This window comes from Plantactinospora sp. A48 (genome assembly GCF_055793945.1).
In genome coordinates this window covers 107,342-131,870 of record NZ_JBTIXF010000009.1, presented here as the reverse complement: position 1 = coordinate 131,870, position 24,529 = coordinate 107,342, and the positions used below count along the sequence as shown (strand labels likewise).

Below are 24,529 nucleotides of genomic sequence, written 5' to 3'. Positions count from 1 at the left end.
TACCCGCTGATGGCCTTCAGCCTGCCCGAGGGTGGACTGTGATGCTGGGGGCCGGCGTGTTGCTCGCTGGGAAGGGCGTCGGCCGTGCGATCCATGTCTGCGGGTCATCAACCGGTCCGAGCTTGGCCTTGCCGACCTCAGGAAAACCGGTGCGGTCAGCCGGTGCGGGCGGCCGAGCCGAGCAGGCTCTGCTCGGTGGGGGTCAGGCCCAGCATGACCCACTGCAAGCGGCCCTTGCTGACCATGCCCACCATCTCGGGATGGATCCTCGGCAGCCAGCTCTGCGCCTCGGTCAGGCCCAGAGCCGACACCGCGATCGACGCCTCGGCCTGGGTCAGTCGTTGTAGCAGCACGACGTCGCTGCGGACGATCGTGTCCACGTCCCAGTTCGCCAGGTCGTCCCGGACCACGAGGGTGGCCCGCCAGGGTGCCGGTTCGGCCGGCTCCGGTCCCGCCGTGGGTCCGATGTCGACAAGCACGAGCTGCGGGTCGACCGGGGAGGCTGGGGCCGGCGGTTGGCCGCCGAGCGGCAGGAAGACCGCCGAGTCGCGACCGACGGCACATCGCCGGAGAAACGCGTCCCAGTCCTGTTCCCGAGCGGTCTGGATGAACAGCCGGGCGCCGAGTGCCATTGTCCGGAAGGCCAGCAACTGGGCGCAGCGGATCCCGCCCACCAGCAGCATCCGGGTCGGCTCGGGCCGGAACAGCCGTACGGCGACGGGCAGCTCGTCCCGGTTGCGCCCGACCACGAGGCCGCTGCCGCCGCCCATCAGGTCGAGGCTGCCGAGCGTGCCGGGATCGGTCAGGTGCAGCCCCATTCGGCTGCCTGGGAAGCTGGCGCCGTTCACCGCAGGAAACCTCCGAACGGCAGCGTCGCGGCCAACCCGTACACCTGCTCACCGTCCATCCGCTCGGTCCGGCCGCCACCGGCGTGTACGGCCTCGGTGAGGGCGCGGTCCCCGGCCGCCAGCGTGGTCGGGTTCGCGGCGATCAGCCGGATCGCCACCTCCACGGCGATGTCGGCGCCGGACCGGCTGCGTACCCCTTCGTCCCGGGTGGCGGCGATGGAGACGACGCTGCTCACCCCCGGAAGCTGTCGCAGCACCGGGTCGAGCTGCCACGGCAGCCGCGGCCACCGCACCAGGCGGTGACAGCTCTGCGGGGTTTCGCCGCTCGTCCAGGCCCGCCAGGTCTCCCGGCCGACGACCCGCTCGCTGGCCGTGCCGTACACGCCCTGGGTTTCGGCCGGTCCGGCCACCCGGGCCAGGTATCCGACCGCCGCCAGCAGTTCGTCGCGGCTCAGCAGGCGGGCGCCGATCCGCGACTGGCGAAGTTGCCGCCGGGCTCGCCGGATCGCCGAGACGAGCGCCGGGCGCAGGTCGCGGTCCAGGTAGAAGTCGGCGGTACGGACCGTCTGGAGCACCAACCAGCTCCGGCGCTGCGCCGGAATGTCCCCGTTGGACAACTCCCGGTACGACCGGTCGACCCCCGGGCCGTTCAGCGCCCGCGGCGCCGGGGTGACCTGCACCAGCATCTGGACGGCCACGGGCGGCGCGGCCGGGTCGGCGCCGGGCAGCAGCGACGCGGGTGACGGCAGAGCCCGGGATGGGCCGCCCACCAGCGCCCCGTCCGCCGGATCGACCTCGAACACGACACTCAACCCGCCCCGATGGGTGATCATGGCGACCGGTTGGTCGTCCAGATCCAGCGCCTCGACCTCGGCGGAGTCCTCGACGAAAGTGAGCAGGTTGAGCGCCTGGCTGCCACCCGCCGCCGGAAGCTGGTGCCGACGGACGCGGTAGCGCAGCCAGATCGACAACCACTGGTGCAGCCAGCGTCCCCGCCGACGCAGCAGGGTGGGCCCGAGCAGGATCACGGCACCACCGGCCACCGACACGGTGGCCAGCATCCCGTACCGGCTGGCCACCAGTGCGGCGGCGACCGCCACCTGCCAGCAGACCAGCTGGGCGACGTGGAACGCCCCGATGGTGGGGCGGAAGCGGTGTGGACGTACCTCCGTGGCCGCCGCCGGTGCCGCCGAATCCGCCGGCTGGGCCGTGGCGCGGGCCGTGGCGACGGTGGGCTGGGCCGGCACCGAGCCGGTCGCCGCCGTGCCGGTCGCGGTGGCGGCGCCGGTCGCGGCGGCAGCGGACGCCGTGCCGGTGGCGGCCCGGGCCGAGTACCTGGCCTGCGCGGCCCCCGTGGCCGGCCCGGCCGCCACACCCTGACCGGCGTACCCACCCTGGCCGGTGGCGCCCTGGCCGGAATATCCACCCTGGCCGGGGTACGCACCCTGCCCGGCGACGGGCTGGCCGGCAAATCCGCCCTGGGCGGGATACCCGGCCTGGCCCGGATACTGGCCCGGCACACCACCCCGGGACTGACCCGGCGCGGCCTGGCCCTGAACCGGACCCGGCGCGGCGCGGCCCTGAGCCGGTGCGGCCGGACCACCGGTACCACCGGTACCACCGAGGGTCGGCGCGGGCGCGCCCGTGGGGTGGCCGGTGGCGGCCGAGGGTTGACCACCCTGCCTGGCCGCGTCCTGCTGCCAGCCCGGCTCGCTCGGCCGTGCCGCACCCGGCGTCGTCACCGCAGGACCTCCCCGTCCGGTCGCATTCCCGTCAGCGACCGATCGCCGCGCGGAAGTCCGCCACGGTCACCGTACGGAGTTCGTCGAGGGTGGGTCGCTGGCCGGACTGGCGCAACCGTTGAGCCTGGGCCTTGCGCACCCCTTCGAAAAGCTTGCGGGCCTCACGGGCGTTGCCGAAGTTCTGGTCCCGCTCGATGCCGCTGAAGTGTTCGGCCAGCACCTCCGGGACGCCGTCGGCGAGCAGGTACTCGTCGCCCCCAGCCATCCGCTGCACGATGATCACCAACTGGGCCGGCGAGTAGTTGCCGAACTCGATGGTCTTGGCGAATCGGGACGCCAGACCGGGGTTGGCGTCCAGGAACTGGAGCATCTCCGCGGTGTAGCCGGCGGCGATCACCGCCACCTCGTCGCGGTGGTCCTCCATCAGCTTGACCAGCATGTCGATGGCTTCCTGCCCGAAGTCGCCACCGGTGCCCATCGACCTTGACAGCGTGTACGCCTCATCGATGAACAGCACACCGCCACGCGCCGAGTTGAACGCCTCAGCGGTCTTCTCGGCGGTGTGGCCGAGATACTGCCCGACCAGGTCCCGCCGGGAAACCTCGCGGAACGGCCCACCCGGCAACGCGCCGAGCGCGGCCAGCAACTCACCGTAGATCCGCGCCACGGTGGTCTTACCGGTACCCGGGGCACCCGCGAAGATCAGGTGGTGGCTGACCGGACTGACCGGCAGGCCAGCGCTGCGGCGCCACTCGTTGACCTGGATCTCGTCGATGAGGGCGCGCACCTCGTCCTTCACCGACTCCAGACCCACCATGCCGTCCAGGTCGGCGAGCAACTTCTCGACCCGCGCCGTGTCCTGCTGGGTCACGGCCTTCGCGGCGTCGGCGCCGAAGACCGCGCGGCGGCCGGCCGATCCCGCCACGATCGTCGGTTCGGCTCCGGGCGCCACCTCGATCTCCGGCACCCCGGTGTTCTCGGTGGCGCACTCCTCGACGGTGCCCTGGCAGCCACGCCCGAACGACACGGCCGGCCCGCGGGTGTCCCGGATCCGACAGCGCCGGATGGTCGGCGCGCTCTGGTGGACGACCGCGATCCCGGCGCCGCCGGTCTGAGAGATCTCGCAGGTCTCCAGGGTGGGCCGGCCGTGCTGGTAGACGTAGACACCACGGTTTCCGCACCGGGTGATGGTGCTGGTCCGGATGGTCGGCGCGGCACCGATCCGGATGATGATCCCGTCCTCGGTCAGGTCGGCGAACTCGCAACCGTCCACAGTGCCGTCCGCGTCCTCGACGACCAGACCGTACCGGGCGGTGGTAACCCGGCACCGGTTCAGCTCGAACTGCGATCGGGCGCCCACGTCGATCGCCGCCCCGAAGCCGGCGCTCAGCTCACAGCCGGTCATGGTGAGTCGGGCCCGGGTGACCGTCACCACCGGGGCGTCACCGGCGCGCAGGACCAGGTCCCGCAGCTCCAACGAGCCGTTGTTGCAGGACACCGTCGGGTACGCGCCCGAGGAGGCGTCCAGGACGACCGTGCCGGCGCCCTGCGCGGCGAGGATCGTCACCGTCCGGTCGTTGACGTAGAGCGCCTCGTAGTAGGTGCCGGGACTGATCGAGACCACCGTGCCGTCCGTCGCCGCGGCCAGCGCGTCGCCGATCGAGGGATAGGCGCCGGGCTGGTCCGGGGAGACGAGAAGGGTGCGCGTCATGGCTCCGGGCTTCGTGCGACGGGTGGTAAGGGATGAGGCCGACGATATCGCAGCCTGGCCAACCCGTGGCACCCCCGGCCGGCTAGGCTGCGGGACGCGACGAAACCGGCGACAGGTACGCGAGGAGGCGCCGTGCGACCAGGACCGTCCGCGCCGGGACCATCAGCGCCGGCCCGGATGCTGCCGCTCGTCGCCGGCGCGCTGCTCGTCGAGGGCATCGTGTACTCGCACACCTCGGTGCGTGGCGACCTCGCGCCGGAGCTGCACCCGATGATCCGGCGGGTCCTGAACGAGCTGCCGACCGGACAGCGTGAACGCTACGCCGGCTGGTGCGCCGAGCCGGTGTTGCTCTCCGACCACCTGTACGCCACCGAGCGCTCGGGCGGCGCCGGTTCGCTGAGCCCCGCGCGGGCCCGCGCCGCGCTGTGGGGGGCGCGGCTGCGACTGACCCGGGTACGGGAGTCGGGTGACCCGGCGCACGGCACCAGCCAGCCACCGTGCCGGTCCTGCGCGGCGCTGCTCGACTGGTTCGGAGTGGAGGTCCTGCCGTGAGCGACAGGTTTCCGGCGGCGGTGACGGAGGCGCTCACGGCCGCGGGCTGGCAACCCGGCCGCCGGGACGAGGCGCGGGCCCGGGAGTGGGCGCTGACCATCGCCGGGTACGCCACACCGGACGGTCGACAGCACGTGGTGGTGCCGGCCGCGATCGAGGCGTACGCGGAGTTCGGCGGACTGCGGGTGACACCGCCGGGGGAGGGCGAGCGGGTCGCGCCGAGCACGGTGGACCTGGATCCGCGGCGGGCGCTGCACTCGGTGCGTACCCTCGCCGGTCTGGCCGCCCTGCTGGGTGGCCCGCTCACCCCGCTGGGCGTGGAGGGCGACGACACCGGGATCCTCGCGGTCGGCGCATCGGGGCGGGTCTTCCTGCTCGACCACACCGCCGAGTGGTTTGTCGGCGAGTCCGTCGCGGCGGCGCTCACCGCGCTGCTGCTGGGCTGGGAGCCGGCCCGGATCGCCGAGGACGGCACGTGGTGACCGAGTGGCGTCCCGCGACCGAACCGGAGCGGGCGATGCTCGACGCCGCGGTCGTGGCGGACCGGCAGGCGCTGCTGGCCGCCCTGGCCACCAGCCCGCTGCTGCTCCCGGTGTCCGCCGAGGCGGCCGCCGGTCGCGCGGCACCCGCCTGGCCCACGGGCCTGCTGGACGGGGTCACCCACGTGCTGGCGTTCACGTCACCCGAGGCGATCGCGGCCTGCCTGCCCGGCCAGTCGGTCAACTACCGGGCCGACACCCTCACCGGTCTGGTGGCCGGCTGGCCGGACGACGAGTGGTTGCTGGCCGTCGATCCCGGCCTGCCGATCGGGGTACGGCTCGACGTCGACGAGGTCCGGGACGTACCCGGGTTGGCGGCAGAGTTGGAAACCGAGATCGCGTTGCGGGACGCGGTCACCGCGCAGGACGGGGACGCGCTGGCCGTGGCGGTGTTCCGGGCACCCCTGGTGGTGCCGCTGCGGCCGGATGGTTCGCAGTCGCGGGACCTCACCGACCCCGACTTCCCGTGGTGGTGTCTGCCGGACGAAACGGGCGCGCCCACCGTGCCGGTCTTCACCTCCGAGGCCCGGCTGCGTCAGGTGCTCGGCGAGCACGATCTGATCCAGGTGACCAGCCCGCAACTCGCCGGCAGCTGGCCGGATCCGGACTGGCAGTTGTCGCTCAATCCCGGCACCCCGCTCGCGGCGGCGATGCCCGGGACCTCGGTGTTGGCGATGGGCGACTGGTTGAGCGAGGTCCGGACGACGCTGGTCGAGGCGGTCGAGCAGGAACGGCGCCGGGAGGCGGAGGCCGAGGCCGGACCGAAGCTGGCGATCCGGCCGGCCTGGACCGCGAGCGTGGCCGACGATGACGAGGACGACCAGCCGGACCCGGATCTGCCGCTGCGGCTGCAGATCATCATCCCGCACCAGTATCTGCCGTCCTATCTGGAGCAGGGCTATGACCGGGCGGCCGGCCTGGTGCACGCCTGGGCCGGGCCGGGCCGGGACACCCCGGCACGGCTCTACCGCCGGCTGAAACTGCTCGGGGACGGTTCGCCATTCGCCGAGTCGGACGACTGGGTGCCCGTGGTGCGCTGGGCGCCGGACGAGATCACTCCCGAGGAGTGGGGCCGGGGCGAGCCGCGGATGGAGGCGATAGTGGTGCCGGACGGGTGTGGGTTGCACATCGTCCACCACGATGGCCGGGACGAGCCGCTGGCCCGCTACGACGCCACAGCGGGGGTGTGGCGGCCGGCCGACGGTCCGGGCGAGCCGGACACCGTCTAGGGCCGCCGGCGGCGCGTCCGGACGGAACGGCGGCGTTCGCGGGCCGGGCAGGGGGTTCTGCTGGGCAGAGGTTCCGCCGGGCAGGGGGTTCTGCTGGGCAGGGGTTCCGCCGGGCCCGCCCACTCTGGGCGGTCAGGCTTGATCCCGTCGTGGGCGGGCCCGGCGGAACCCCACCCACGTGGTGCCGGCGTAACCCACCCACGTGGGTGGGTGGGCGGGCGGGCCAGTTGGGCGCGGCGTCCCGACCTGTGCGGGTGGGCTGCTCAGTCGGGCGTGCGGGCGAACCAGGCGCGGGCCGGTGGCGTGCGCAGCAGCGCCAGCGAGACGGCCGCCAGACCGCCGACGATCAGCGGGGTGAGCATCGAGGGCTGATAGCTGACCTTGTGCCGGATCAGCAGGCTGACCAGCGTGATGACGAAGATGACCAGGGTGAGGCCGGCCGGTCCCTTGAGGATGTCCGAGTGGCCGCCCCAGGCGAGCCACATCCCGACCACCGTCATGAACACCAGGAACAGGCAGAGCAGCAGGATCGCCACCGCGAGGATCCACAACAGCCACTTGGGGTCGCCGTCGGTGCGGTAGGTGGCGACCGTGAAGCCGATGCCGCCGGCGAGCCAGGCCAGGCCGGCCGGCACCATCAGCAGGACCGCGGCGATCACCGCCACCGGGCGCCGGTCCGCCGCGCCGGCCGGCGTGACGTTGGGGTCCACGGCGGACCCACCGAAAATCACCCGTGCCCCCCGGGTGACCTTCATGGCCGGTACGGCGGGGGTGTCCAGCACGCACCGCTCCAGCGTTCCTCGGCAGTCGCCGTCGAACGCGACCGCCGGGCCGGCGGTGTTGCGCAGCGTGCAACCCGTCGCCGCCAGTTCCGACCCCTCCTGTACCGCCACCGTGGCGCCTTCGCCTGCGGCGTTCAGTTCGCAACCGTCAAGGCTGAGCCGGGCCTGCCGCTGGACGGTGACCGCGGCCGCCGCGCCGGCCCGCAGCACCAGGTCACGCAACTCCAGGCCGCCGTTCCCGCAGGAGGCCGTCGGGTACGTCGACGAGGACGAGTCCACGATCACCGACCCCGGGCCATTGGCCGCGACGATTGTCACCCGCCGGTCGTTGACGTACAGCGCCTCGTAGTAGGTGCCAGGGGCGATCGAGACCACGCCGCCGTCGGGTGCCGCGGCCAGCGCGGCACCGATCGTCGGATACCCGTCGGGCTGGCCCGGGGCGACCACCAGGGGTTCGGACATGCGTGCCGCCTTCCTCGGTCAGTTCGTCGGGGGCCGCCAGACCGACTCTTCGCCGGGCTGGGTGGGTTGCGGTGGTGGAGCGGAAACCCCATGGTGCCCTGCCGACGTCCCCGGTCCACCGGGGCCGGCCGGTGAAGCGTCGCCGAACCGGTACGGGTCAGCCGGCTGCGCGGCCGGGGTCGGCTGCCTGTCGCCGGTCCGCCGCCGCCGCCGAAGGAAGCGGACCAGGAAGATGATGGCCAGGATGAGGACCGCGAGAATGGCGAAGAACAGGACCGCGCCCAGGACCTCGTCCCAGTTGGAGTTCTTGGTCGGGTTCGCCACCACGTACGTGTCCTCGTCGCTGGAACTGGGCTCGGCCGACGGCTTGCTGGCCCGCCCGTCGGGCTGCCCGGTCAGCGCCTGCATGAGGTCCAACGCTCCCCAGCCGAACTTGTCGTCCCAGCCCGGCTCGCCGCCGTCCTTGGCGGTTTCGATGATGCGGCCGAAGAGGTCGTGCGTGTCGAGATTCGGGTACTTCGCCTTGACCAGGGCCGCCGCGCCCGCCACGATCGCCGTCGAGTCGCTGCTGCCGGTGCCGGACCGATAACGGCCGCCGGGCGCCGCGCCCGCGATGTCCACGCCGGGCGCCGCGATGTCGATCTCATCGCCGTAGACCGCCTCGGGGCTGATCTTTCCGTCCCGGCCGGTGGCGTTGACAGCCAGGCAGGGCCGGTATGCGGCCGGCCAACCTACCCCGATATCGGTCTTCTTGTTCCCCGCGCCGGCCACGACCAGCACGTTCTTGTCCCAGGCGTAGTTGACCGCCTCTTCCATGGCCGGGTCGGTACCGCCGGACAGGGAGATACTGATGATGTCCGCGCCCTGGTCCACCGCCCAGGTGATGGCCGTGGCAACCGCCGTCTCGCCGATCGGGTACGGCGGATCCTCGACGGTTATCGGCAGGATCTTGGCCTTGGGTGCGATGCCCAGGATGCCGTCCCGGTTGCCCGGCCCGTGCCCGTGTCCGGCGATGATCGACGCCATGGCGGTGCCGTGCCCACCCTTGCGGTCCCGGTCGATCCGGCCCTTCGCCTTGCCGTCGAACAGATCGAGCCCCGGTAACACGCTGCCCTTCAGATCCGGGTGGTTCGCGTCCACCCCGGAGTCGATCACTGCGACGACGACGCCCTCGCCCTGGGTGATCTGATGGGCCGCGGCGACATTGAGCGCCTGAAGATGCCAGGACCTGTCCCGGGTGTCGTCCGCCTGGGCGGGTGTGGCCGGGAGCGCAAGCGTACCGAGCAGGCTGAACGCGAGCGCGGGAATGGTGGCGGCCGAACGCCTGACGACGCGCATACTTGGTTACCTTCCACTGGTGACCGCCGATGCGGCGACGCCCGACCGGATCGACGTCGGGAACTCCCGGTCGACCGTGCAGCCGATGAGTGGCGTTCCGATGGTACCGGCGGCCCGTCGCGCCGAATCCGATACGGGCACGGCGCGTCCGGCTGTTCCGGCTGCTGCTAGTTGGTCGGCGGACGCCAGACCGACTCGTTGCCCGGTGGTGTCTGCCCGCCCACGTGCTGGGTCGGTGCTCCCGGTCCGGCCGGTCCAGTCGGGCCGGGGATCGGCGAGCCCGGCTGTTGGCTCTGGACCCGCCTGCGGCGCCGGCGCCGGATGAGAAGCCACACCACGAGGAAGATGAGGGCCAGCACCACGATGAGCAGGCCGATGCCCATGGCCAGGCCGACCCAGTCGATCCCCTCGTCCTTGTCGGGCAGATCCCACTCGTAGACCGGATCGGCCTCGTCGGCCGACGCGCTGGGCTGGCTGGCCCGGCCGTCGGGCTGGCCGACGAGGGCCTGGTGAAGGTCGACGCTGCCCCAGCCGAACTCCTCGTCCCGACCCTTGGGTCCCGCGTCCTTGCTGGTCTCGATCAACCGGCCGAACAGGTCGTGTACCGAGATGTTCGGATACTTGGCCTTCACCAGGGCCGCGACCCCGGACATGATCGCCGTCGAGTTGCTGCTCCCGGTGCCGCTCGTGTACCTGTTGCCGGGCGCGGTGCTGATGATGTCGGCACCGGGCGCCGCGATGTCTATCTCCGGGCCAGTGACCATCTCCGAGCTGTGCCTGCCGTTCCGGTCGGTGCCGGTGACGGCCAGTGCGGGCACGTACTTGGCGGGCCAGCCGACCACGATATCGGTCTTGGTGTTTCCGGCGCCGGCCACCACCAGCACGTTGTGATCCCAGGCGTATTTGACGGCAGACTCGAGGGTGCTGTCGGACGACCCCGACAGGGAGACGTTGATGATGTCCGCACCACGGTCAACGGCGTAGGTGATGGCGGTGCCGATCGAGGCTGGGTTGATCACCTCGGTGTGCGGGGACTTGATGTTCACCGGCAGGATCTTGGCCTTGGGTGCGATGCCGAGGACGCCGTCCCGGTTACCCGGCCCGTGCCCGTGCCCGGCGATCAGGCCGGCCATCTCGGTGCCGTGGCCGACCCGGTCCTGGTGGCCCTTTGTGGTGTTGCTGTAGAGGTCCGCGCCGTCCAGCACGTTGCCCCGGAGGTCCGGGTGACTGGCGTCCACCCCGGTGTCCACCACGGCCACCGTGACGCCCTCGCCCTGGGTGATCCGGTGCGCCTCGGCCACCCCGAGGGTGTTGAGGAACCACTCCCGGTCCCGCACGTCGTCGGCATGTGCCGGCGTCGCGGGCACGGCCAGCGCGCCCAGCAGGCTCAGCGTGAGGGCGGACAGGGTGGCGGTCGAGCGTCTGACGACGCGCATGCTCGGTACACCTTCCGTTACGGCCGCGCGAACTGGGGAGGACCGGTCGCGGCTGGACACCCCGGCCGGGACGCGGGGCGGACCTCGGTCATTTCATGGTACGGGCCGGCCAACCACACGCTGCACGCATGGTGACCGGCCCGTCGGCTCGAACTTCAGCCCTGGCCCAGTGCCCTGCCCTGCTGCTGCGGACGATGCTCGGTCGGCGTTTCGATCTCACCGACTGCTGTCGACTCGGTGAGCCACAGCTCCTCGTCGCCGTCGCCGTACTCCCAGGTTTCCGGGTCCTCATCGGACCGGCGGGCCGACCGCTGGCCGGGAACGCCCGCGCCGGTGCCACCGCGCCGGCCGCCGAGCGCCGGTTCGGGACCGGTGGTGGGGGCCGGGCGACCGGGGGCTCGACCGGACCGGCCGGTCAGGTCCGGCTTTCCGCCGCGCGTGCCGGACGACAGTGGACTCTCGCCGGCCGCGCGCGGCGCGGACCGACCGGTGGCCTCCGGCTCGCCGGGGCGACCCGGGGACCGCTGCCCGGGCCGCTCGGGTTCGGCACCACCGCGCTTGCCGCCGAGGCTGGGCCGGGCACCCCGACCCTGGGTCTCCGGGCCCTCGCCCGGTGCGCTCGGGCGGCCGGTCTTGCCCGACAGTTTCGGGTTGGCCGGACCGGCGCCGCGCCCGGTGCCCCGGCCGCCCGGGCCGGGTCGGCCGCCGCCCGGGCCGCCCTTGCTGCCCGGCAGGGTGGGCCGGCCGGGCGCGCGACCGCGACCGCCGGGTGGCGTCTCGCTCGTGCCGGGCCGACCGGGCCGGCCGCCGGGACCGCCCTTGCTGCCCGGCAGCGTAGGCCGGTTAGGCGCAGAGCGACCCGGCCCCTCGCCCCCACCGGGCAGGTTGGGCCGGCCGGGCCCGGGGCCCCGGTTCGCACCCGGCAACGTCGGCCGGCCGCCGGTGGCGCTCGGTTCGGGCATGCCGGGCGGTATCGGGGTGCCCATCGGTCCGGTGCTGGGCGGCGGTGGCGGAGCCGGCGTACTGACGGGCGGGGCCGCCGGCGGCGGTGTCGGCGCGGCGCCACCGGCCAGGTTGATTCCGGGGTTGGCCGGCGGGGCGCCGTGCGGCACGGTCGGGGTGTCGGGCCGGTTCGGTGCGTCCGGCCGGTTCGGCGCGTCCGGCCGGTCCGGCGCGTTGGGTCGGCTCGGCGGGGCGCCCTTGGTGCCGTTCGGTGAACCCGGCGGCCGGCCCGGTGAGCCGGGCCGGTTCGGGTGCGGCACACCGTCCGGCTTGACTATCACCGCGTTGGTTGGGCCCTTGAACTTGCTGCCGGTGGAGACCTTCGCCAGGTAGACGTCGACGTAGGTGTCGGCCAGCGGCTTCATGATGTCGACCGCTCGACCGTGGAACTTCTTCCGGACGTCGTCCGGGTTCTCCTTGGTGTCCCCGAACCAGTCGGTGGGGTCGTACCAGTCGAAGTTCTCCTTGCCGTCGTTCTTCTTCTGCGCCGCCTGGTATTCCTCCCACAGCGGCCTGAAGTCCTGCTGCGCCTTCTCGATCTTCTTGCCCAGCTGCTCCAGGCCGGTGGCGTTGTCGTGGGCGATCTTCTTCCACTCGTCCAGCGAGTAGAGGGTGGCGCCGATCTTGTCCATGAAGACCTCGGCGGCCGGCGACTTCCACTTCGCGGCCAGCGCCTCGCCGTGTCGCTGGATGTTGTCCCGGGTGCTCTCCAGCAGTCGCCCGGCCCGGCGCCACATCTCAGAGAGCGCGTACGCCCGCTCGTCGCTCTCCTTCTGGATCATCGCCCACATCTTCTCGATGTTCGTGGCGCCCCAGTCGGTCTGCGTGAGGTCACTGTTCGGGTCGCTCGGGTTGTACGGCACGTAGCTGTCAGACGCGCCGGGGTACCCACTGACCGGCTGATAACCGTAGTACTTGTCGGACATCCCCGCTCCTCGGTGCTCGTCAGGCCGTCGTCACTGCTTGTACGTCGGCATCTTGAGCTTGGGGTCGTGCATGTTCTCGTTGTCGCCCTGGATGGTGTACTCGCCGTCGCCCTTGCCGACCTCGCTCTGCTGGTACATCGTCGGGGTCTGGCCGTTCGGGTCGGACTTGGTGCCGTCGTCGCCGAAGTACTTCTTCGGGTCCTTGGCGTCCTCCGGCACGGCTCCCGCCGGGTCGTTCTTTCCGCCGTCCTGCTTCGCCAGGTCGTCGATCGTCTGCTCGCCACCGACCCCGGTGAAGGCGTCAAGAACCTTCTCGCTGGTGGCCTGCGAGAACGCGTCGCCGCCCAGATATTCGGCGGAGATCGACATGGCGGCGGCGCTCAGCGAGGCCAGGCCCTTCATGACCTCGCCCATCATGCTCGCGGCCGATGCTCGACTCTCGTCGTGGCGGCTGCGGAAGAACTTCGCCTCGCTGAGGCCGCCCGCCCCGAACGGGGCCTGCACGGTCAGCATCGGCTTGATGCCCGACTCGAAGCTGGGCCGGAAGTTCTTCTCCAGCTCGTCCTTGATGTGGTTCGCGAAGTCCTGAAGCTGGTGGATGTCGACCTCAATGTTGCCGTCAGCCAGCCACTTGTCGCCGCTCATCGTCCTCCCCGTCCGTCCCTCGGCCGCCGCCATGGTCACCGTCGTCATCGCCGCCAGCCCGCCCCGAGCCGCGGTCACACTTCCAGACACATAACGCTATCGTTGTCCGGCCACATTGTGGGGGACAGATTTCAGGCCTTCGACGGCAGATCCATCAGCTGGATCAGCCGGGTGCCCTCGCGGCGGCTGACCAGCCACCCCCGGCCGGGGGGCAGCGGACCCGGCCGGACGTTGCCGAGCAGTACCCCCTCGTCCCGGTCACCCGACATCACGATGCCCGGCGTGCTCAGCTCCCGCAATCGCATCAGGATGGGTTCGTAGAGGGCGCGGCTGGCGCCGCCGCTGCGCCGGGCGATCACCAGGTGCAGGCCGATGTCCCGGGCCTGGGGCAGGAACTCCAGCAACGGACTCAGTGGATTGCCGCTGCCGCCGGTCACCAGGTCGTAGTCGTCGACCAGCACGTACAGGTCCGGGCCCTTCCACCAGTTACGGGCCCGCAGCTGCTCGGCGGTCACGTTCGTCGGCGGCAGCCGGTCCCGCATCACGTTGGCCACCTCGGTGATGATCCCGTCGGTGATCTGCGCGGAGGAGCCGTACCCGATCAGGTGCGGTGTGGTGATGTCGCCCAGCATGCTGCGCCGGTAGTCGACCAGCACCAGCCGGGCCTGGGTCAGGTCGTTCCGGTCCACGATGCTCTGCGCCAGCGCCCGCAGGAAGGTGCTCTTGCCGGACTCGCCGTCCCCGAAGAGCACGAAGTGCGGATCCGCCGCGAAGTCCAGCAGCACCGGCTGGAGGTCGGCCTCGGCGATGCCGATCGGGATGCCCGGCCGGCCGGTCTCCGGCAGCGAGCCGAACGGCAGCACCGCCGGAAGCAGCCGGATCGGCGGTGCGCCCGGACCCTGCCACGCCTCACCGATCGCACTGATCAGCTTGCGGCTGCCGTCGGCCAGGCTCTCCGCGTCCTGGGTGCCGTCGGCGCGGGGCAGCGCCGCGAGGAACTGCATGCCGTCCGGGGTGATGCCGCGACCGGGCGCCTTCTCCGGCACGTTCATCGCCGCCCGGCGGTCCAGGTTGGAGTCGCTGGCGTCGGCCAGCCGCAGCTCCAGCCGGGTCCCGAAGACGTCCCGGACGGCCGGCCGCAAATCCATCCAGCGGCCGGTGGTGACCACCAGGTGGACACCGAACGACAGGCCCCGGTTCGCGATGTCGTTGATCGCCGGTTCCAGGTCCTCGAACTCGGAGCGGACGATGGCCCAGCCGTCGATGACCAGGAACACGTCTCCGAACGGGTCGTCGGCGTGCTGGCCGAACCGGCGGGCCCGCCGGTACGCGGCCATCGACTCGACGCCGGCGTCGGCGAAGTACCGTTCCCGCTGGTTCATCAGCAACTGCAACTCGGCGATGGTCCGGCGGACCCGCCCGGCGTCCAACCGGGTCGCGATCGAGCCCACGTGCGGCAGGTCGCGCAGCGAGGAGAGCGCCCCACTGCCCAGGTCGAGGCAGTAGACCTGCGCCTCGCGCGGGGTGTGGGTGAGCGCCAGCGAGGTGACGATGGTGCGCAGCATGGTGCTCTTGCCGCTCTGCGGACCACCGACGACCACGGTGTGGCCCGCCGCGCCGGCCAGGTCGAGCCAGAGTACGTCCCGGCGCTGCTCGAACGGCTTGTCGACGGTGCCCGCCGCGACCTGCAGCTCGCCGTGCAGACCGGCGTGCGCCACCGTGACGCCGCGGGCCGGGTCGGCGGTCATCGGCGGCAGGATCTGGTCGAGCGTCGCCGGTTCGGCGAGCGGCGGCAGCCAGACCTGGTGCGCGGGCTCGCCCCGGCCGGCCAGCCGACCGACCAGGATGTCCAGCAGGCTCTCCCCGATCGCGTCGGTCTGCTCGGGCGCCGGCTCCTCCTCGCGGGTACGCGGCAGCCGGGGCGCGACGTACTGGGTGGTGTACTCCTGGACCCGGTCCTCGCCGTCGCCGGCCGCGACCGCCTCCGCGGTCTTGCTCCGGTACGTCCCGGAGACGTAGGCGGCGCGGAACCGGATCAGCGGCTCCGTGCCGTACCGCAGGTAGCCGTGGCCCGGCGAGCGCGGCAGCTCGTAGGCGTCGGTGGCGCCGAGCACCACCCGGCTCTCCATCGCCGAGAACGTCCGCAGGCCGATCCGGTACGACAGGTGGGTGTCCAGGCCGCGCAGCCGGCCCTCCTCCAGCCGCTGCGAGGCGAGCAGCAGGTGGACGCCCAGCGACCGGCCCACCCGGCCGATCTGGACGAACATGTCGATGAAGTCCGGCTTGGCGGTCAACAGTTCGGAGAACTCGTCACAGATGATCAGCAGGCTGGGCAGCGCGCCCAGCGGGGCACCCGCCGCACGGGCCTTCTCGTAGTCGCGCTGCGAGGCGTAGTTGCCGGCCGACCGCAACAGCTCCTGCCGGCGGACCAACTCACCGTTGATGGCGTCGGTCATCCGGTCGACCAGCGGCAGCTCGTCGGCCAGGTTGGTGATCACCGCGCTGGTGTGCGGCAACTTGTCGAGCTTGGTGAAGGTGGCGCCACCCTTGAAGTCGACGAGCACGAAGTTCAGGGTTTCCGAGGAGTGCGTGGCGGCCAGCGCGAGTACGAGCGTGCGCAGCAGTTCGGACTTGCCCGAACCGGTGGCACCGATCAGCAGCCCGTGCGGACCCATGCCGTCCTGCGCGGACTCCTTGAGGTCGAGGTCGATCGGCGAGCCGTCCGGGGTGACTCCCAGCGGTACCCGCAACCGGTCCCGGTTCGGGCGCGGCGTCCAGGCCCGGTCCACGTCGAACTCGTACGGGTCACCGATGTTGAGCAGTTCGGACAGGCCCAGTTCGGCGGTGAGCGGCTGTTCGCCACGGGACGCCGCGGACAGCCGCAGTGGCGCGAGTTGCATGGCCAGCGCCTCGAGTTCGGCGATTCCGCACCGGTCGGCGCGACCGACCGGTGCCCGGCCGTCGAAGGTGTTGCTGTGCGTCTCGCCGTCGGCCGCGACCTCCAGGACCAGCCGGGCCCGGTCCAGCACCCGGGGCGGTGGCTCGGTGAGGTCGAGCACCGTCACGCCCTCGACGCCACCCTCGGCCATCAGGTAGTCCGAACCGGCCGGGTCACCGCCGTCGAAGACCACCACGAGATGCGGCCCGCCCAGCTGCGGGTCGCCGCCCGTGGGGTTGAACCGGGGCCGGCTGACCAGCAGGTCGTCGAGCATCGCCTCCAGGCCGGTCACCGTGGGGGCGACCAGGCGCAGCGCGCCCAGCGCGTCGGTACGGGTCGGGTGCAGGGCGTGCGGCAACCACTTCGTCCAGTCCCAGTCGGCCCGCCGGTCCGGCGCGACGCAGACCGCGACCAGCAGATCGTCCGGGGCGTGGAAGGCGGTCGCCTGGGCGAGGATGGCCCGCACCATCCCGTGCGCGGCGACGTCGTCACCGCCCACGTACACCCGGGAGAAGCCGTTCAGTGCCATGGTCACCGGCAGGTCCGGGACCTCGGAGTAGGTGACGAGGAACCGCCGCAGGGCCAGCGCGCACATCGGTTCCAGCTTTTCCAGCGAGGTCGGCGACGGCGGCACCAGCGGGGTGGCCAGTTCCTGCGCGCCCAGTCCGATCCGCACGGTGGCGAAGTCGGCGTCGCCGCGCCGGCGCTCCCACAGCCGGGCGCCGAGCGGGATCGACCACAGCGAGTCCGGGTCGGGATGCCGGTAGAACGCCGCCTCGCGCTGCCGCTGGACCGTTTTGAGCACCCGTTTGCGGGTCCGGGACAGGTGATCCATGTACTCCCGCCGGCGCTGGAGCATCTCCTGTTTGCTCGCCCCACCGGCGTGCCCGGACAGTTGCGAGCCGAGCATGCCGAGGGCCGACAGTCCGAACAGGCCGCCGGTCACGTACGCGGTGGAACCGCCCCGCTGCCCGGCGAACATCAGCGCCATCGCCACCGAACCGGCCAGCATGGGCAGCATCATCAGCATCTGGCCCCAGGCCCGCCCGGCGGGCGGCGGGACCTCCGGCGGCGCGTCGAGCAGCACCTCACCGGCCGGGTACTCCGGCTCAGGTTGCCGAGCCGGTCGCTTGACCACCACCGTGCCCACTGATCAGACCTCCCCAGGGTCGTCCGGAGCACCAGCGTAAGAACCGGCACCGACGACACGGCACATGGTAGGTAGCCTTCTCTCGTCATGACAGTCGCGGGCCGCAGCCCGCTCCTCGGGTGGAGGACACCGCAGTGGTCACCCAGGCCGGAACCGGGCTCGCCCGGATCGCCGTCGTCACGCCCACCCGGCGGCTCGATCTCGCGCTGCCCGAGCATCTTCCGCTGGTCGGGCTGCTGCCCGCCGTGCTGCGCCAGGCCGACGAGAACCCGTCGGATGGTACGGCGCACGGCGGCTGGACGCTGCGCCGAGCCGACGGAGCCGCCCTGGACCTGTCCCGGACGCTCGCCGCGCAGGAAGTGCGTGACGGCGAGACGCTGCACCTGGTGCCCCGGCGGACGGAGTGGCCGGAGCTGACGTACGACGACCTGATGGAGGCCGTCGCGGACGGCGCCCGGCGCCGGGGCACGGCCTGGACTCCGTTCGCGACCCGGGTGACCGGCCTGGTCGTCGCCGGTCTCCTGCTGCTGGTGGGCCTGGCCGCCATCCTGCTGTCCCGGGACCCGGGCTGGCTCGGCGGCTCGGTGGCGCTGGGTGCCGCGCTGGTGCTGCTGGTCACCGGCATCATGCTGTCCCGGGCGATGGCCGACTCACTGGCCGGCGCGTTGTTCGCCGCCATCGGCCTGCCGTACGCCTTCGTCGGGGGTGCCCTGGTGATAGCCGGCGGCGAACCGCTGCGTTCGCTCGGCGCGCCGCACGTGCTGCTCGGCTCGGCGCTGCTGGTCGCGGCCGGTGTGCTCGGCTTCCTCGGTGTCGGCGACGCCACCCGGGTGTTCGTGGCGGCGATCCTGGCCGGGTTCTCCGGGATCCTCGGCGGACTGATCGCGCTGGGTTCCCCGGACGGCGCGCAGGCCGCCGCCGTGGTGGTCAGTGCCGTGACGCTGCTGCTGCCGGCCATGCCGCTGCTGGCCGTGCGGCTCGGCAAGATCCCGATGCCGATCCTGCCGCAGTCCGCGGAGGACCTGCTCCGGGACGAACCACAGCCCCGCCGGGAGCAGGTCTACCAGGCGACCGCGCGGGCCGACGAGGTGCTCACCGGCATGATCTTCGGGGCGTTCGCGGTGACCGTGAGCTGCCTGGTGGTGCTCACCATGGCCGGTACGGTGTCGACGCTGCTGCTCGCCGGCGCGGTGTCGGTGGCCGGCCTGCTGCGGGCCCGGCTGGTGCCGACCGTGCGGCACCGGTTGCCGCTGCTGACCTCCGGTCTGATCGGGGTCGCGCTGCTGCCGCTGGTCGGCGCGTCCGGCGCGTCCGCCCTGATCCGGGTCGTGGCGATGCTGCCGGTGATGCTCGTGGCGGCGGCGCTGGCGGCCACCGCCGGCCTGCTCTACAGCCGGCGGGCGCCCTCGCCGCGGTTGGCGCGGCTCGGCGACGCGCTGGACGTCGTGCTGCAACTGGCCATCGTGCCGATCGCGTGCAGCGTGCTGGGCCTGTACGCCTTCATGCGCGCACTCAACGGCTGACCCCGCGCGGGCCGTTTGCGCAGCCCCGCGGGGTCAACGGCCGGGCCGTGTGGGGTCGGCCCCGCGCTGGCCGGTCACTCCCCGTCGCTCACCCAGGTGCGGTCGTACGCCGACGGCAGGTCGCCGCCGCGGATCAGCCGCACCAGCGCGGCGTCGATGCCGGGCGCCACGAAGAACTGGTCCGCCCAGTGGACCAGGAACACCCGGCCCCGGGCGTCGATGACCAGTTCGGACGGCCCGTCGTCGTTTGTGCCCAGCGGGAACACGGGGTTGTCGTGCTCCTCGATGAATCCCTCGGCGCCGGTGGTGAAGACACCGGCGTCGAGCGGATACAGATAGCTGGTGAATCCCCCGCCCGGTTCGCCGCGCACGCCGAACTGGGGCAGGACGAGGCCGCCGAACTCGGCGAGCGCCGCGCGGGCGGCGGGGGTGTAGTCCAGCCCGGCCAGTTCGCCGGCCAGCCGGGTCCGCCAGTGCTCCACGGCCGAGCTGACGTCCCGACCGGGGAACCAACCGGCCTGCTCCAGCACGTACCGCACGTCCGGCGGGAACCGACCCTCCTCGGTGCGCTGCCGGGCGTAGCGTTCCGCGATCTCGGGCGCCGGCAGGGACGGCCACTGGGAGACCTCGCCGGTCTCGCCGTCGACGACGACCCGAGGTGAGCCGGTGGCCACCGGCGGGCCGGCGGCCGGATTGGGCGCCGGTTCCACCACCCAGGCCACGTAGCCCAGTTCGAACTCGTACAGCCCGATCTGCGGGGCCGGTCCGGTGCGGCCCGAGACGGCCCAGGACCGGGCGCGCTCCAGCGCCTCGTCGCGACTGATCATCTGCTGCTCCTCGCGGATCGACCGGGATCGGGACCGGGCCCGGGGCGCGCGGCGGGCGGGAGCCACGGCCAGGCGAGGCACCGACGTCGGGTGGTACACGTGGGCCCGCGCGTGATGCCTATCGTATGTGCGGCGGACCGGCGCGGGTGGCCGTGCCCGCCGGCAACCAGGGGAGGAAGCCATGGCGTCCCGGCGGGATCAGGTCCAGTCGTACCAGTTCTTCGTCCAGCGAATGACGTCCGCGCTGGTGGCCCGCGACCCCGATCCGGCGAACGCGCCGTTTCGCCGGCTCGGTGGCGCCGGGCTCGGCGGCATCATGATGGCGGTGGTCTGCCTGGCCGCGGTGGGTGTCTACGGGATGATCCGGCCCGGCGGTGCGACCCGGTGGAAGGACGGCGGGTCGATCATCCTGGAGAAGGAGACCGGCACCCGGTACCTCTACCGGGACGGCAAGTTGCACCCGGTGCTCAACTACGCCTCGGCGCTGCTCGCCATGGAGACGCCGGCGCAGACGATGAGCGTCTCCCGCAACTCGCTGGTCGGCACCCCCCGGGGCAGCCGGCTCGGTATCCCGTACGCGCCGGACTCCCTGCCCGACCCGGGCCGGATGCTCGACGGCCCGTGGACGCTCTGCTCGCAGCCGGCCCGCAACGAGGCCAACGAGGTGGTCGCGACCACCGTGCTGACGGTGGGCAAGCCACCCACCGGCGGCCGGCGGCCGGCTGACGCGGCGCTGCTGGCCAGGGACGAGAAGAACGACCGGCTCTACCTGATCTGGCACGACCACAGCTACCTGATCAAAGATCAGCGGATCGTGCTGGAAGGGCTGACGCTGTCGGCCGAACCGCCCGTCTCGGTCGGCGCCGCCTGGCTCAACGCGCTGCCGGCCGGGGAGCCGATCGGGACCATCCGGGTCGCCGGCCGGGGGTCCGCCTCAGAGGCGCTCGACGACGCGCGTACCGGCCAGGTGTTCGTGGTGCAGAGCCAGAACGGCAGCCGGCAGTACTACCTCGCCGAGCGCACCGATCTGCTGCCGATCAGCCAGCTCCAGGCGGACGTGGTGCTCGCCGACCCGGCCACCCGGCAGGCGTACCCGGATGACCAGGCGGTCAAGGCGATCCAGCTGAACGCCGACACCGCCGCCGCGGCTCCGAAGGCGACCCGGCCGGACCAGGGCTCGGTCCGTGCCCCCGAGCAGCGCCCGCAGATCGCCCGGCTGGCCGGTGACCGGTCGGCGATCTGCGCCCGCTACGAGCCCGGACAGAACGATCCGGCGGTGCTGCTCGACGCCCAGGTCCGGCCGGTGAAGGAACCGGTACGCACACCAGAGCAGAGCGACACCGGCATCCCACTCGCCGACCGGGTGGTGGTCGAGCCCGGATACGGCGTGCTGGTCTCCTCCAAGCAGTCACCCGGCGCCGACGAGGCCAGCGGCACCCTGAACCTGGTCACCGATCTCGGGTTCCGGTATCCGCTGGCGAACGACGGGGTGCCCGGGATCCTCGGTTACGGGAACGTCGAGCCGGTGACGCTGCCGGCGAGTCTGGTGGTCCGGCTGCCGTCCGGCCCGGCCCTCGATCCCACGGCCGCGAAGCGGGCCCTCGACCCTGAGTGACGGTCGACGGGTAACGGTTCGACGCACGATATGCCGGTCGATCCAGTGTGAACGGTCGGCCGGCCTAGCGCCGGCTGGACGGGAACCGTTACCGTTCGATTGGAAGGGCACACGCGTGCCACGGGCAGACACGCCCCCGGACGGTGGGGCAATGAGCGAGGACGGGGGTGACTTCCGCCGTGTCACAGATGCGTACCGAGACCGGCCTGATGGTCAAGACCGCGCAAGACGTCGATGGCGTCGCTGACCGGCTGACCAGCAACCTCAACAAGCTGATGGACGAGCTGGCTCCGCTCTACGACCAGTGGAAGGGCGCCGGTGCCGGTTCCTTCCAGCAGGTGCGTGAGCGGTTCGACAACGACATGGCCAAGCTCAACGTGGCCCTCCGGTCGATCGCCGAGGCGGTCGGGTCGGCGGGTAAGGACTACGACGTCAGCGACGATGAGATCCGGTCGGACATGGACTCTGCCGGTGCGACCGCCGGTCAGATCACCGCGGCACTGAAGCTCTGAGGCGGGGGAGACAGCCGACATGGAGATCAAGTACAACTTTCCGCTGCTGAACCACGCGGCGGACCAGTGCGGTATGGGGACCAAGAACCTCACCGGTGAGCTGGACGACCTCAAGCGGAACATCCAGCCCATGCTGGCCAGCTGGGACGGTGACGCCCAGGCCGCGTACCACGCCCGGCAGACCGAGTGGGAGACCGCCGCCAACGACCTGCGTGACCTGCTCGGCAAGATCGAGCGGGCGCTGCGCGAGTCGGCGATCAAGATGCAGCAGCGGGAGCACTCGAACAAGGCCAAGTTCCACGGCTGACGATCCGCTGTCGTATGACGATGATGGCCCGGCCACCCGGCCGGGCCATCATCGTGTCGGTGTCGGTGTCGGTGTCGGTGTCGGTGTCGGTGTCGGTGTCGAACTCGGCGACTTCGCGGCCGGCGGGGGCCGGCGGTGGTTCGTCAGCCGGGCCGGGTGGAGGACGGGACCTGGAAGAACTTCTCCTCCGGCTCGTCGAGTTCCGGCGCGGGCGGTGGTGGTGGGCTCGGCCGGGTGGGCCGCCAGCGTCGGCGGCGGCCCCGAGGTAGCAGCATTCCCACAGCGGTCACCGCGCCGATCACCACCACCGTGCCCAGCGTGATCCACATGGCCAGGTGACCCATCCCGGTCCAGCGCTGGGCTCGGGCCGCCGCGGCCGGATCGTGTCGCAGCTCGGGCAGGGGCGCCAGGGCGACCGGATGACCCGTGGTGAGCCGCTCGGTCACCGCCCGGTACATGTCGACGACGCCGGACCCGTAGCCGAGACTGGCATCCCCGCGCGCCGGATCGGTGGTGCCGATGATCCGGCGGGCCACCTCGTCGGCGGACAGGCCGGGTTCGGCCGAACGGATCAGGGCCGCGGTCGCACTGACCATCGGAGTCGCGAAACTCGTCCCGGTGTATGCGTTGTGTCCAAAGAGGCGGTTGGCGGCTACCACCGCACCGCCGGGAGCGACCAGATCGACGTACGGCCCGACCTGGGACTCACCCACCCGGGCGCCCTTCTCGTCGATGGCACCGACCCCGATCACCCCGTCGTACGCCGCGGGGAACGGCACCGGGTCTGGGCGCCCGTCGTCGTGGTGCTGGTTACCGGCCGCCGCCACGAGTACGACGTCGTGCGCGCGGGCGTACCTGACCGCGTCCTCGACCACCGGGTCGGGCGTGTAGAGCGTGACGGACAGGTTTATGACCCGTGCGCCACTGTCCACGGCCCGCTTGATGGCTTTCGCGAAGACGGCCGTCGAGACGTACTCGCCGTTGGCGTTGTTCCCCTGGTCGACCTCCCGCTCACTGACCCGGATCGGCAGGATCCGGACACCCGGGGCGAGACCCTGGAAACCAACCCCGTCCTGGTGCTGCGCGGCGATGATGCTGGCCACGGCCGTGCCGTGGCCAACGCAGTCGAGACCGCCGCCCGGCGCACCGCGCAGGGCGTCGTAGCCGGTCAGGACCCGTCCGGCGAGCTGTGGGTGGGTGGCGTCGGTGCCGGAGTCGATCACCGCGACCGTCACGCCCGCGCCGGTGCTGAACGGCCACACCCGCTCCGGCGCCAGCCAGGTCTGCTGCCACGGCGTCTTCTGGATGATCTCGGCGGGCTTGGCCTCGTTCTCGCAGCCGTCCGCCGGCGCCCGCAGCCGGCTGACCGGACCGGTGCCGCCGGTCGTCGCGGATCCGAGGCCGGCGGCCACCCGGCCACCGGCCACCGACGCGATCCGCGGGTCACCGATCGGCGCCCCGCAGGCCGGGCCGGCAGCACCGAGGACGGTGAACGCCGCCGCCGTGGCCAACCCCGCCCGGATAGTACGGTGGCTCCTGCTCATTCGCGTTGACCTCCCGTGCCGACCGAGGTGCATCGTAGCGACCGGGCGGGATGACCGGGGCGGCTCGGGTTGCCGGGGTGCCCCAGCTGGCTTGGATTCAGTATGGTCGACAGGACACGTGGTTCGCCGTGGGCGGACTGTTGGGGGGCGTGCCGGGGAGGACACCATGGACATACAGGGGATGCGCGCCCGCGCGGACGAGCTGATGTCCCAGTGGGAGCGGATGCGGTCCGGCGTCGGTGAGCTGCAACAGAAGCTCAAGAAGGTCTCGGCCGCCGTGACCTCGGACGACGGCCTGGTCACCGCGACCGTTGGCCCCCGTGGGCAGGTGATCAAGGTCGAGTTCGACCCGCGGATCTACCGCCATCCCAACTCGAAGCAACTGTCCGCCACGGTCACCGAGACGATCCGTAAGGCCACCGCCAAGGCGATGGCTGAGGTCGAGGAACTGTGCCGGCCGCTCGTGCCGGACGCGCAGTTCCAGGCGTACATGGACCACGACCTGGAAGGCATCTTCCGGCAGCTCGACAGCGAGCTGCCCAAGGATGAGGAGGACCGATGAGCGACGACGAAACCTTCCTCAACCCCGCCGAGGCGCGGAAGGGCGCTGCCCAGCTGCACAGCGCCGGCGAGACCCTGTACAACAAGTGGTCGCAGCTCGTCGGCAAGATCGATGGGCTCAACAACGCCAAGCCGTGGGGCACCGACCAGCCGGGGGACGAGTTCAACAAGAACTACCTCGGCGACAAGGCCCCGGCCAAGACGGTGCTCACCGAGGGCAAGAAGGCCATCGACAAGCTGCACGGGTTGGGCACGGACGTCGCCTCCGCCGTCGAGGGCACGGTGGACACCGACGATCTGATCTCCAAGTGGTTCCCGAAGCAGGGCTAGTAATCTCCAG

The 24,529-nt window shown here is 72.0% G+C and carries 20 protein-coding genes; 9 read left to right on the top strand and 11 right to left on the bottom strand.

The features are described from left to right. Positions 1-155: 155 nt before the first annotated feature. From ACXN5W_RS07545 to ACXN5W_RS07535, 3 genes are read right to left on the bottom strand one after another with little or no spacing between them, the layout of a single operon-like run. Complete coding sequence (locus ACXN5W_RS07545) at positions 156-848, bottom strand: hypothetical protein (protein WP_473157429.1); 693 nt, start codon at positions 846-848, stop codon at positions 156-158. Next, complete coding sequence (gene eccE / locus ACXN5W_RS07540; protein ID WP_473157428.1) at positions 845-2,590, bottom strand: type VII secretion protein EccE; 1,746 nt, start codon at positions 2,588-2,590, stop codon at positions 845-847. Before eccE ends, ACXN5W_RS07545 begins: the two co-directional genes overlap by 4 nt. A 31-nt stretch (positions 2,591-2,621) precedes the next feature. Beyond that, on the bottom strand, positions 2,622-4,301 hold the full coding sequence (locus ACXN5W_RS07535) for a right-handed parallel beta-helix repeat-containing protein (RefSeq protein WP_473157427.1): 1,680 nt from the start codon (positions 4,299-4,301) through the stop codon (positions 2,622-2,624). A 177-nt stretch (positions 4,302-4,478) separates the two neighbouring features. On the opposite strand from ACXN5W_RS07535, the gene ACXN5W_RS07530 reads away from it, so the two are divergent. The 3 genes from ACXN5W_RS07530 to ACXN5W_RS07520 are packed head-to-tail and all read left to right on the top strand — an operon-like array spanning position 4,479 to position 6,621. Further along, positions 4,479-4,853 carry a YwqJ-related putative deaminase gene (locus ACXN5W_RS07530; RefSeq protein WP_473157457.1) on the top strand — a complete coding sequence of 125 codons (375 nt, stop codon included), beginning with the start codon at positions 4,479-4,481 and terminating at the stop codon, positions 4,851-4,853. Then, positions 4,850-5,335, top strand: a complete 486-nt coding sequence (locus tag ACXN5W_RS07525; RefSeq protein WP_473157426.1) for an SUKH-3 domain-containing protein — start codon at positions 4,850-4,852, stop codon at positions 5,333-5,335. The genes ACXN5W_RS07530 and ACXN5W_RS07525 overlap by 4 nt, the downstream gene beginning before the upstream one ends. Beyond that, a complete protein-coding gene (locus ACXN5W_RS07520; RefSeq protein WP_473157425.1) occupies positions 5,329-6,621 on the top strand; it encodes an SseB family protein in 1,293 nt (430 codons plus the stop codon). The genes ACXN5W_RS07525 and ACXN5W_RS07520 overlap by 7 nt, the downstream gene beginning before the upstream one ends. Positions 6,622-6,884: 263 nt before the next feature. On the opposite strand, the gene ACXN5W_RS07515 is transcribed toward ACXN5W_RS07520, so the two are convergent. The 6 genes from ACXN5W_RS07515 to eccCa form a co-directional block, all read right to left on the bottom strand. Beyond that, the gene (locus ACXN5W_RS07515; RefSeq protein WP_473157424.1) at positions 6,885-7,865 is read right to left on the bottom strand and encodes a pectinesterase; all 981 of its coding nucleotides are present in this window, start codon (positions 7,863-7,865) and stop codon (positions 6,885-6,887) included. 18 nt (positions 7,866-7,883) lie between these two features. Then, positions 7,884-9,203, bottom strand: a complete 1,320-nt coding sequence (mycP, locus tag ACXN5W_RS07510) for a type VII secretion-associated serine protease mycosin (protein ID WP_473157423.1) — start codon at positions 9,201-9,203, stop codon at positions 7,884-7,886. Positions 9,204-9,370: 167 nt separating this feature from the next. Then, positions 9,371-10,639, bottom strand: a complete 1,269-nt coding sequence (mycP, locus tag ACXN5W_RS07505; protein ID WP_473157422.1) for a type VII secretion-associated serine protease mycosin — start codon at positions 10,637-10,639, stop codon at positions 9,371-9,373. A 155-nt stretch (positions 10,640-10,794) separates the two neighbouring features. Next, positions 10,795-12,567, bottom strand: coding sequence for a WXG100 family type VII secretion target (locus ACXN5W_RS07500; protein WP_473157421.1), 1,773 nt, complete (start codon positions 12,565-12,567; stop codon positions 10,795-10,797). A gap of 30 nt (positions 12,568-12,597) precedes the next feature. Continuing rightward, the gene (locus ACXN5W_RS07495) at positions 12,598-13,212 is read right to left on the bottom strand and encodes a hypothetical protein (RefSeq protein WP_473157420.1); all 615 of its coding nucleotides are present in this window, start codon (positions 13,210-13,212) and stop codon (positions 12,598-12,600) included. Between the two features lie 131 nt (positions 13,213-13,343). Continuing rightward, positions 13,344-17,300, bottom strand: coding sequence for a type VII secretion protein EccCa (eccCa, locus tag ACXN5W_RS07490; protein WP_473157419.1), 3,957 nt, complete (start codon positions 17,298-17,300; stop codon positions 13,344-13,346). A 134-nt stretch (positions 17,301-17,434) separates the two neighbouring features. Here eccCa and eccD point away from each other — a divergent pair, with 134 nt between their 5' ends. Beyond that, complete coding sequence (gene eccD / locus ACXN5W_RS07485) at positions 17,435-18,823, top strand: type VII secretion integral membrane protein EccD (protein ID WP_473157456.1); 1,389 nt, start codon at positions 17,435-17,437, stop codon at positions 18,821-18,823. Positions 18,824-18,897: 74 nt separating this feature from the next. Here the strand turns inward: eccD and ACXN5W_RS07480 are convergent, their stop codons facing one another. Continuing rightward, entirely contained in the window at positions 18,898-19,650 is a 753-nt protein-coding gene (locus tag ACXN5W_RS07480) for an SUKH-3 domain-containing protein (RefSeq protein ID WP_473157418.1), read from the bottom strand. A 181-nt stretch (positions 19,651-19,831) separates the two neighbouring features. Between ACXN5W_RS07480 and eccB the strand changes: the two genes are divergently transcribed. From eccB to ACXN5W_RS07465, 3 genes are all read left to right on the top strand, one after another. Continuing rightward, positions 19,832-21,265 (top strand): type VII secretion protein EccB, encoded by a 1,434-nt coding sequence (gene eccB / locus ACXN5W_RS07475; RefSeq protein ID WP_473157417.1) that lies wholly within the window; start codon positions 19,832-19,834, stop codon positions 21,263-21,265. A gap of 188 nt (positions 21,266-21,453) precedes the next feature. After that, positions 21,454-21,777, top strand: a complete 324-nt coding sequence (locus ACXN5W_RS07470) for a WXG100 family type VII secretion target (RefSeq protein WP_473157416.1) — start codon at positions 21,454-21,456, stop codon at positions 21,775-21,777. A 19-nt stretch (positions 21,778-21,796) separates the two neighbouring features. After that, complete coding sequence (locus tag ACXN5W_RS07465) at positions 21,797-22,084, top strand: WXG100 family type VII secretion target (RefSeq protein ID WP_473157415.1); 288 nt, start codon at positions 21,797-21,799, stop codon at positions 22,082-22,084. Between the two features lie 143 nt (positions 22,085-22,227). Here the strand turns inward: ACXN5W_RS07465 and mycP (ACXN5W_RS07460) are convergent, their stop codons facing one another. After that, the gene (gene mycP / locus ACXN5W_RS07460) at positions 22,228-23,304 is read right to left on the bottom strand and encodes a type VII secretion-associated serine protease mycosin (protein ID WP_473157455.1); all 1,077 of its coding nucleotides are present in this window, start codon (positions 23,302-23,304) and stop codon (positions 22,228-22,230) included. A gap of 490 nt (positions 23,305-23,794) precedes the next feature. Between mycP (ACXN5W_RS07460) and ACXN5W_RS07455 the strand changes: the two genes are divergently transcribed. Both ACXN5W_RS07455 and ACXN5W_RS07450 read left to right on the top strand, forming a co-directional pair. Next, positions 23,795-24,190 (top strand): YbaB/EbfC family nucleoid-associated protein, encoded by a 396-nt coding sequence (locus ACXN5W_RS07455; RefSeq protein WP_473157414.1) that lies wholly within the window; start codon positions 23,795-23,797, stop codon positions 24,188-24,190. After that, a complete protein-coding gene (locus ACXN5W_RS07450; protein WP_473157413.1) occupies positions 24,187-24,519 on the top strand; it encodes a hypothetical protein in 333 nt (110 codons plus the stop codon). The genes ACXN5W_RS07455 and ACXN5W_RS07450 overlap by 4 nt, the downstream gene beginning before the upstream one ends. The last annotated feature ends 10 nt before the right edge of the window (positions 24,520-24,529 follow it).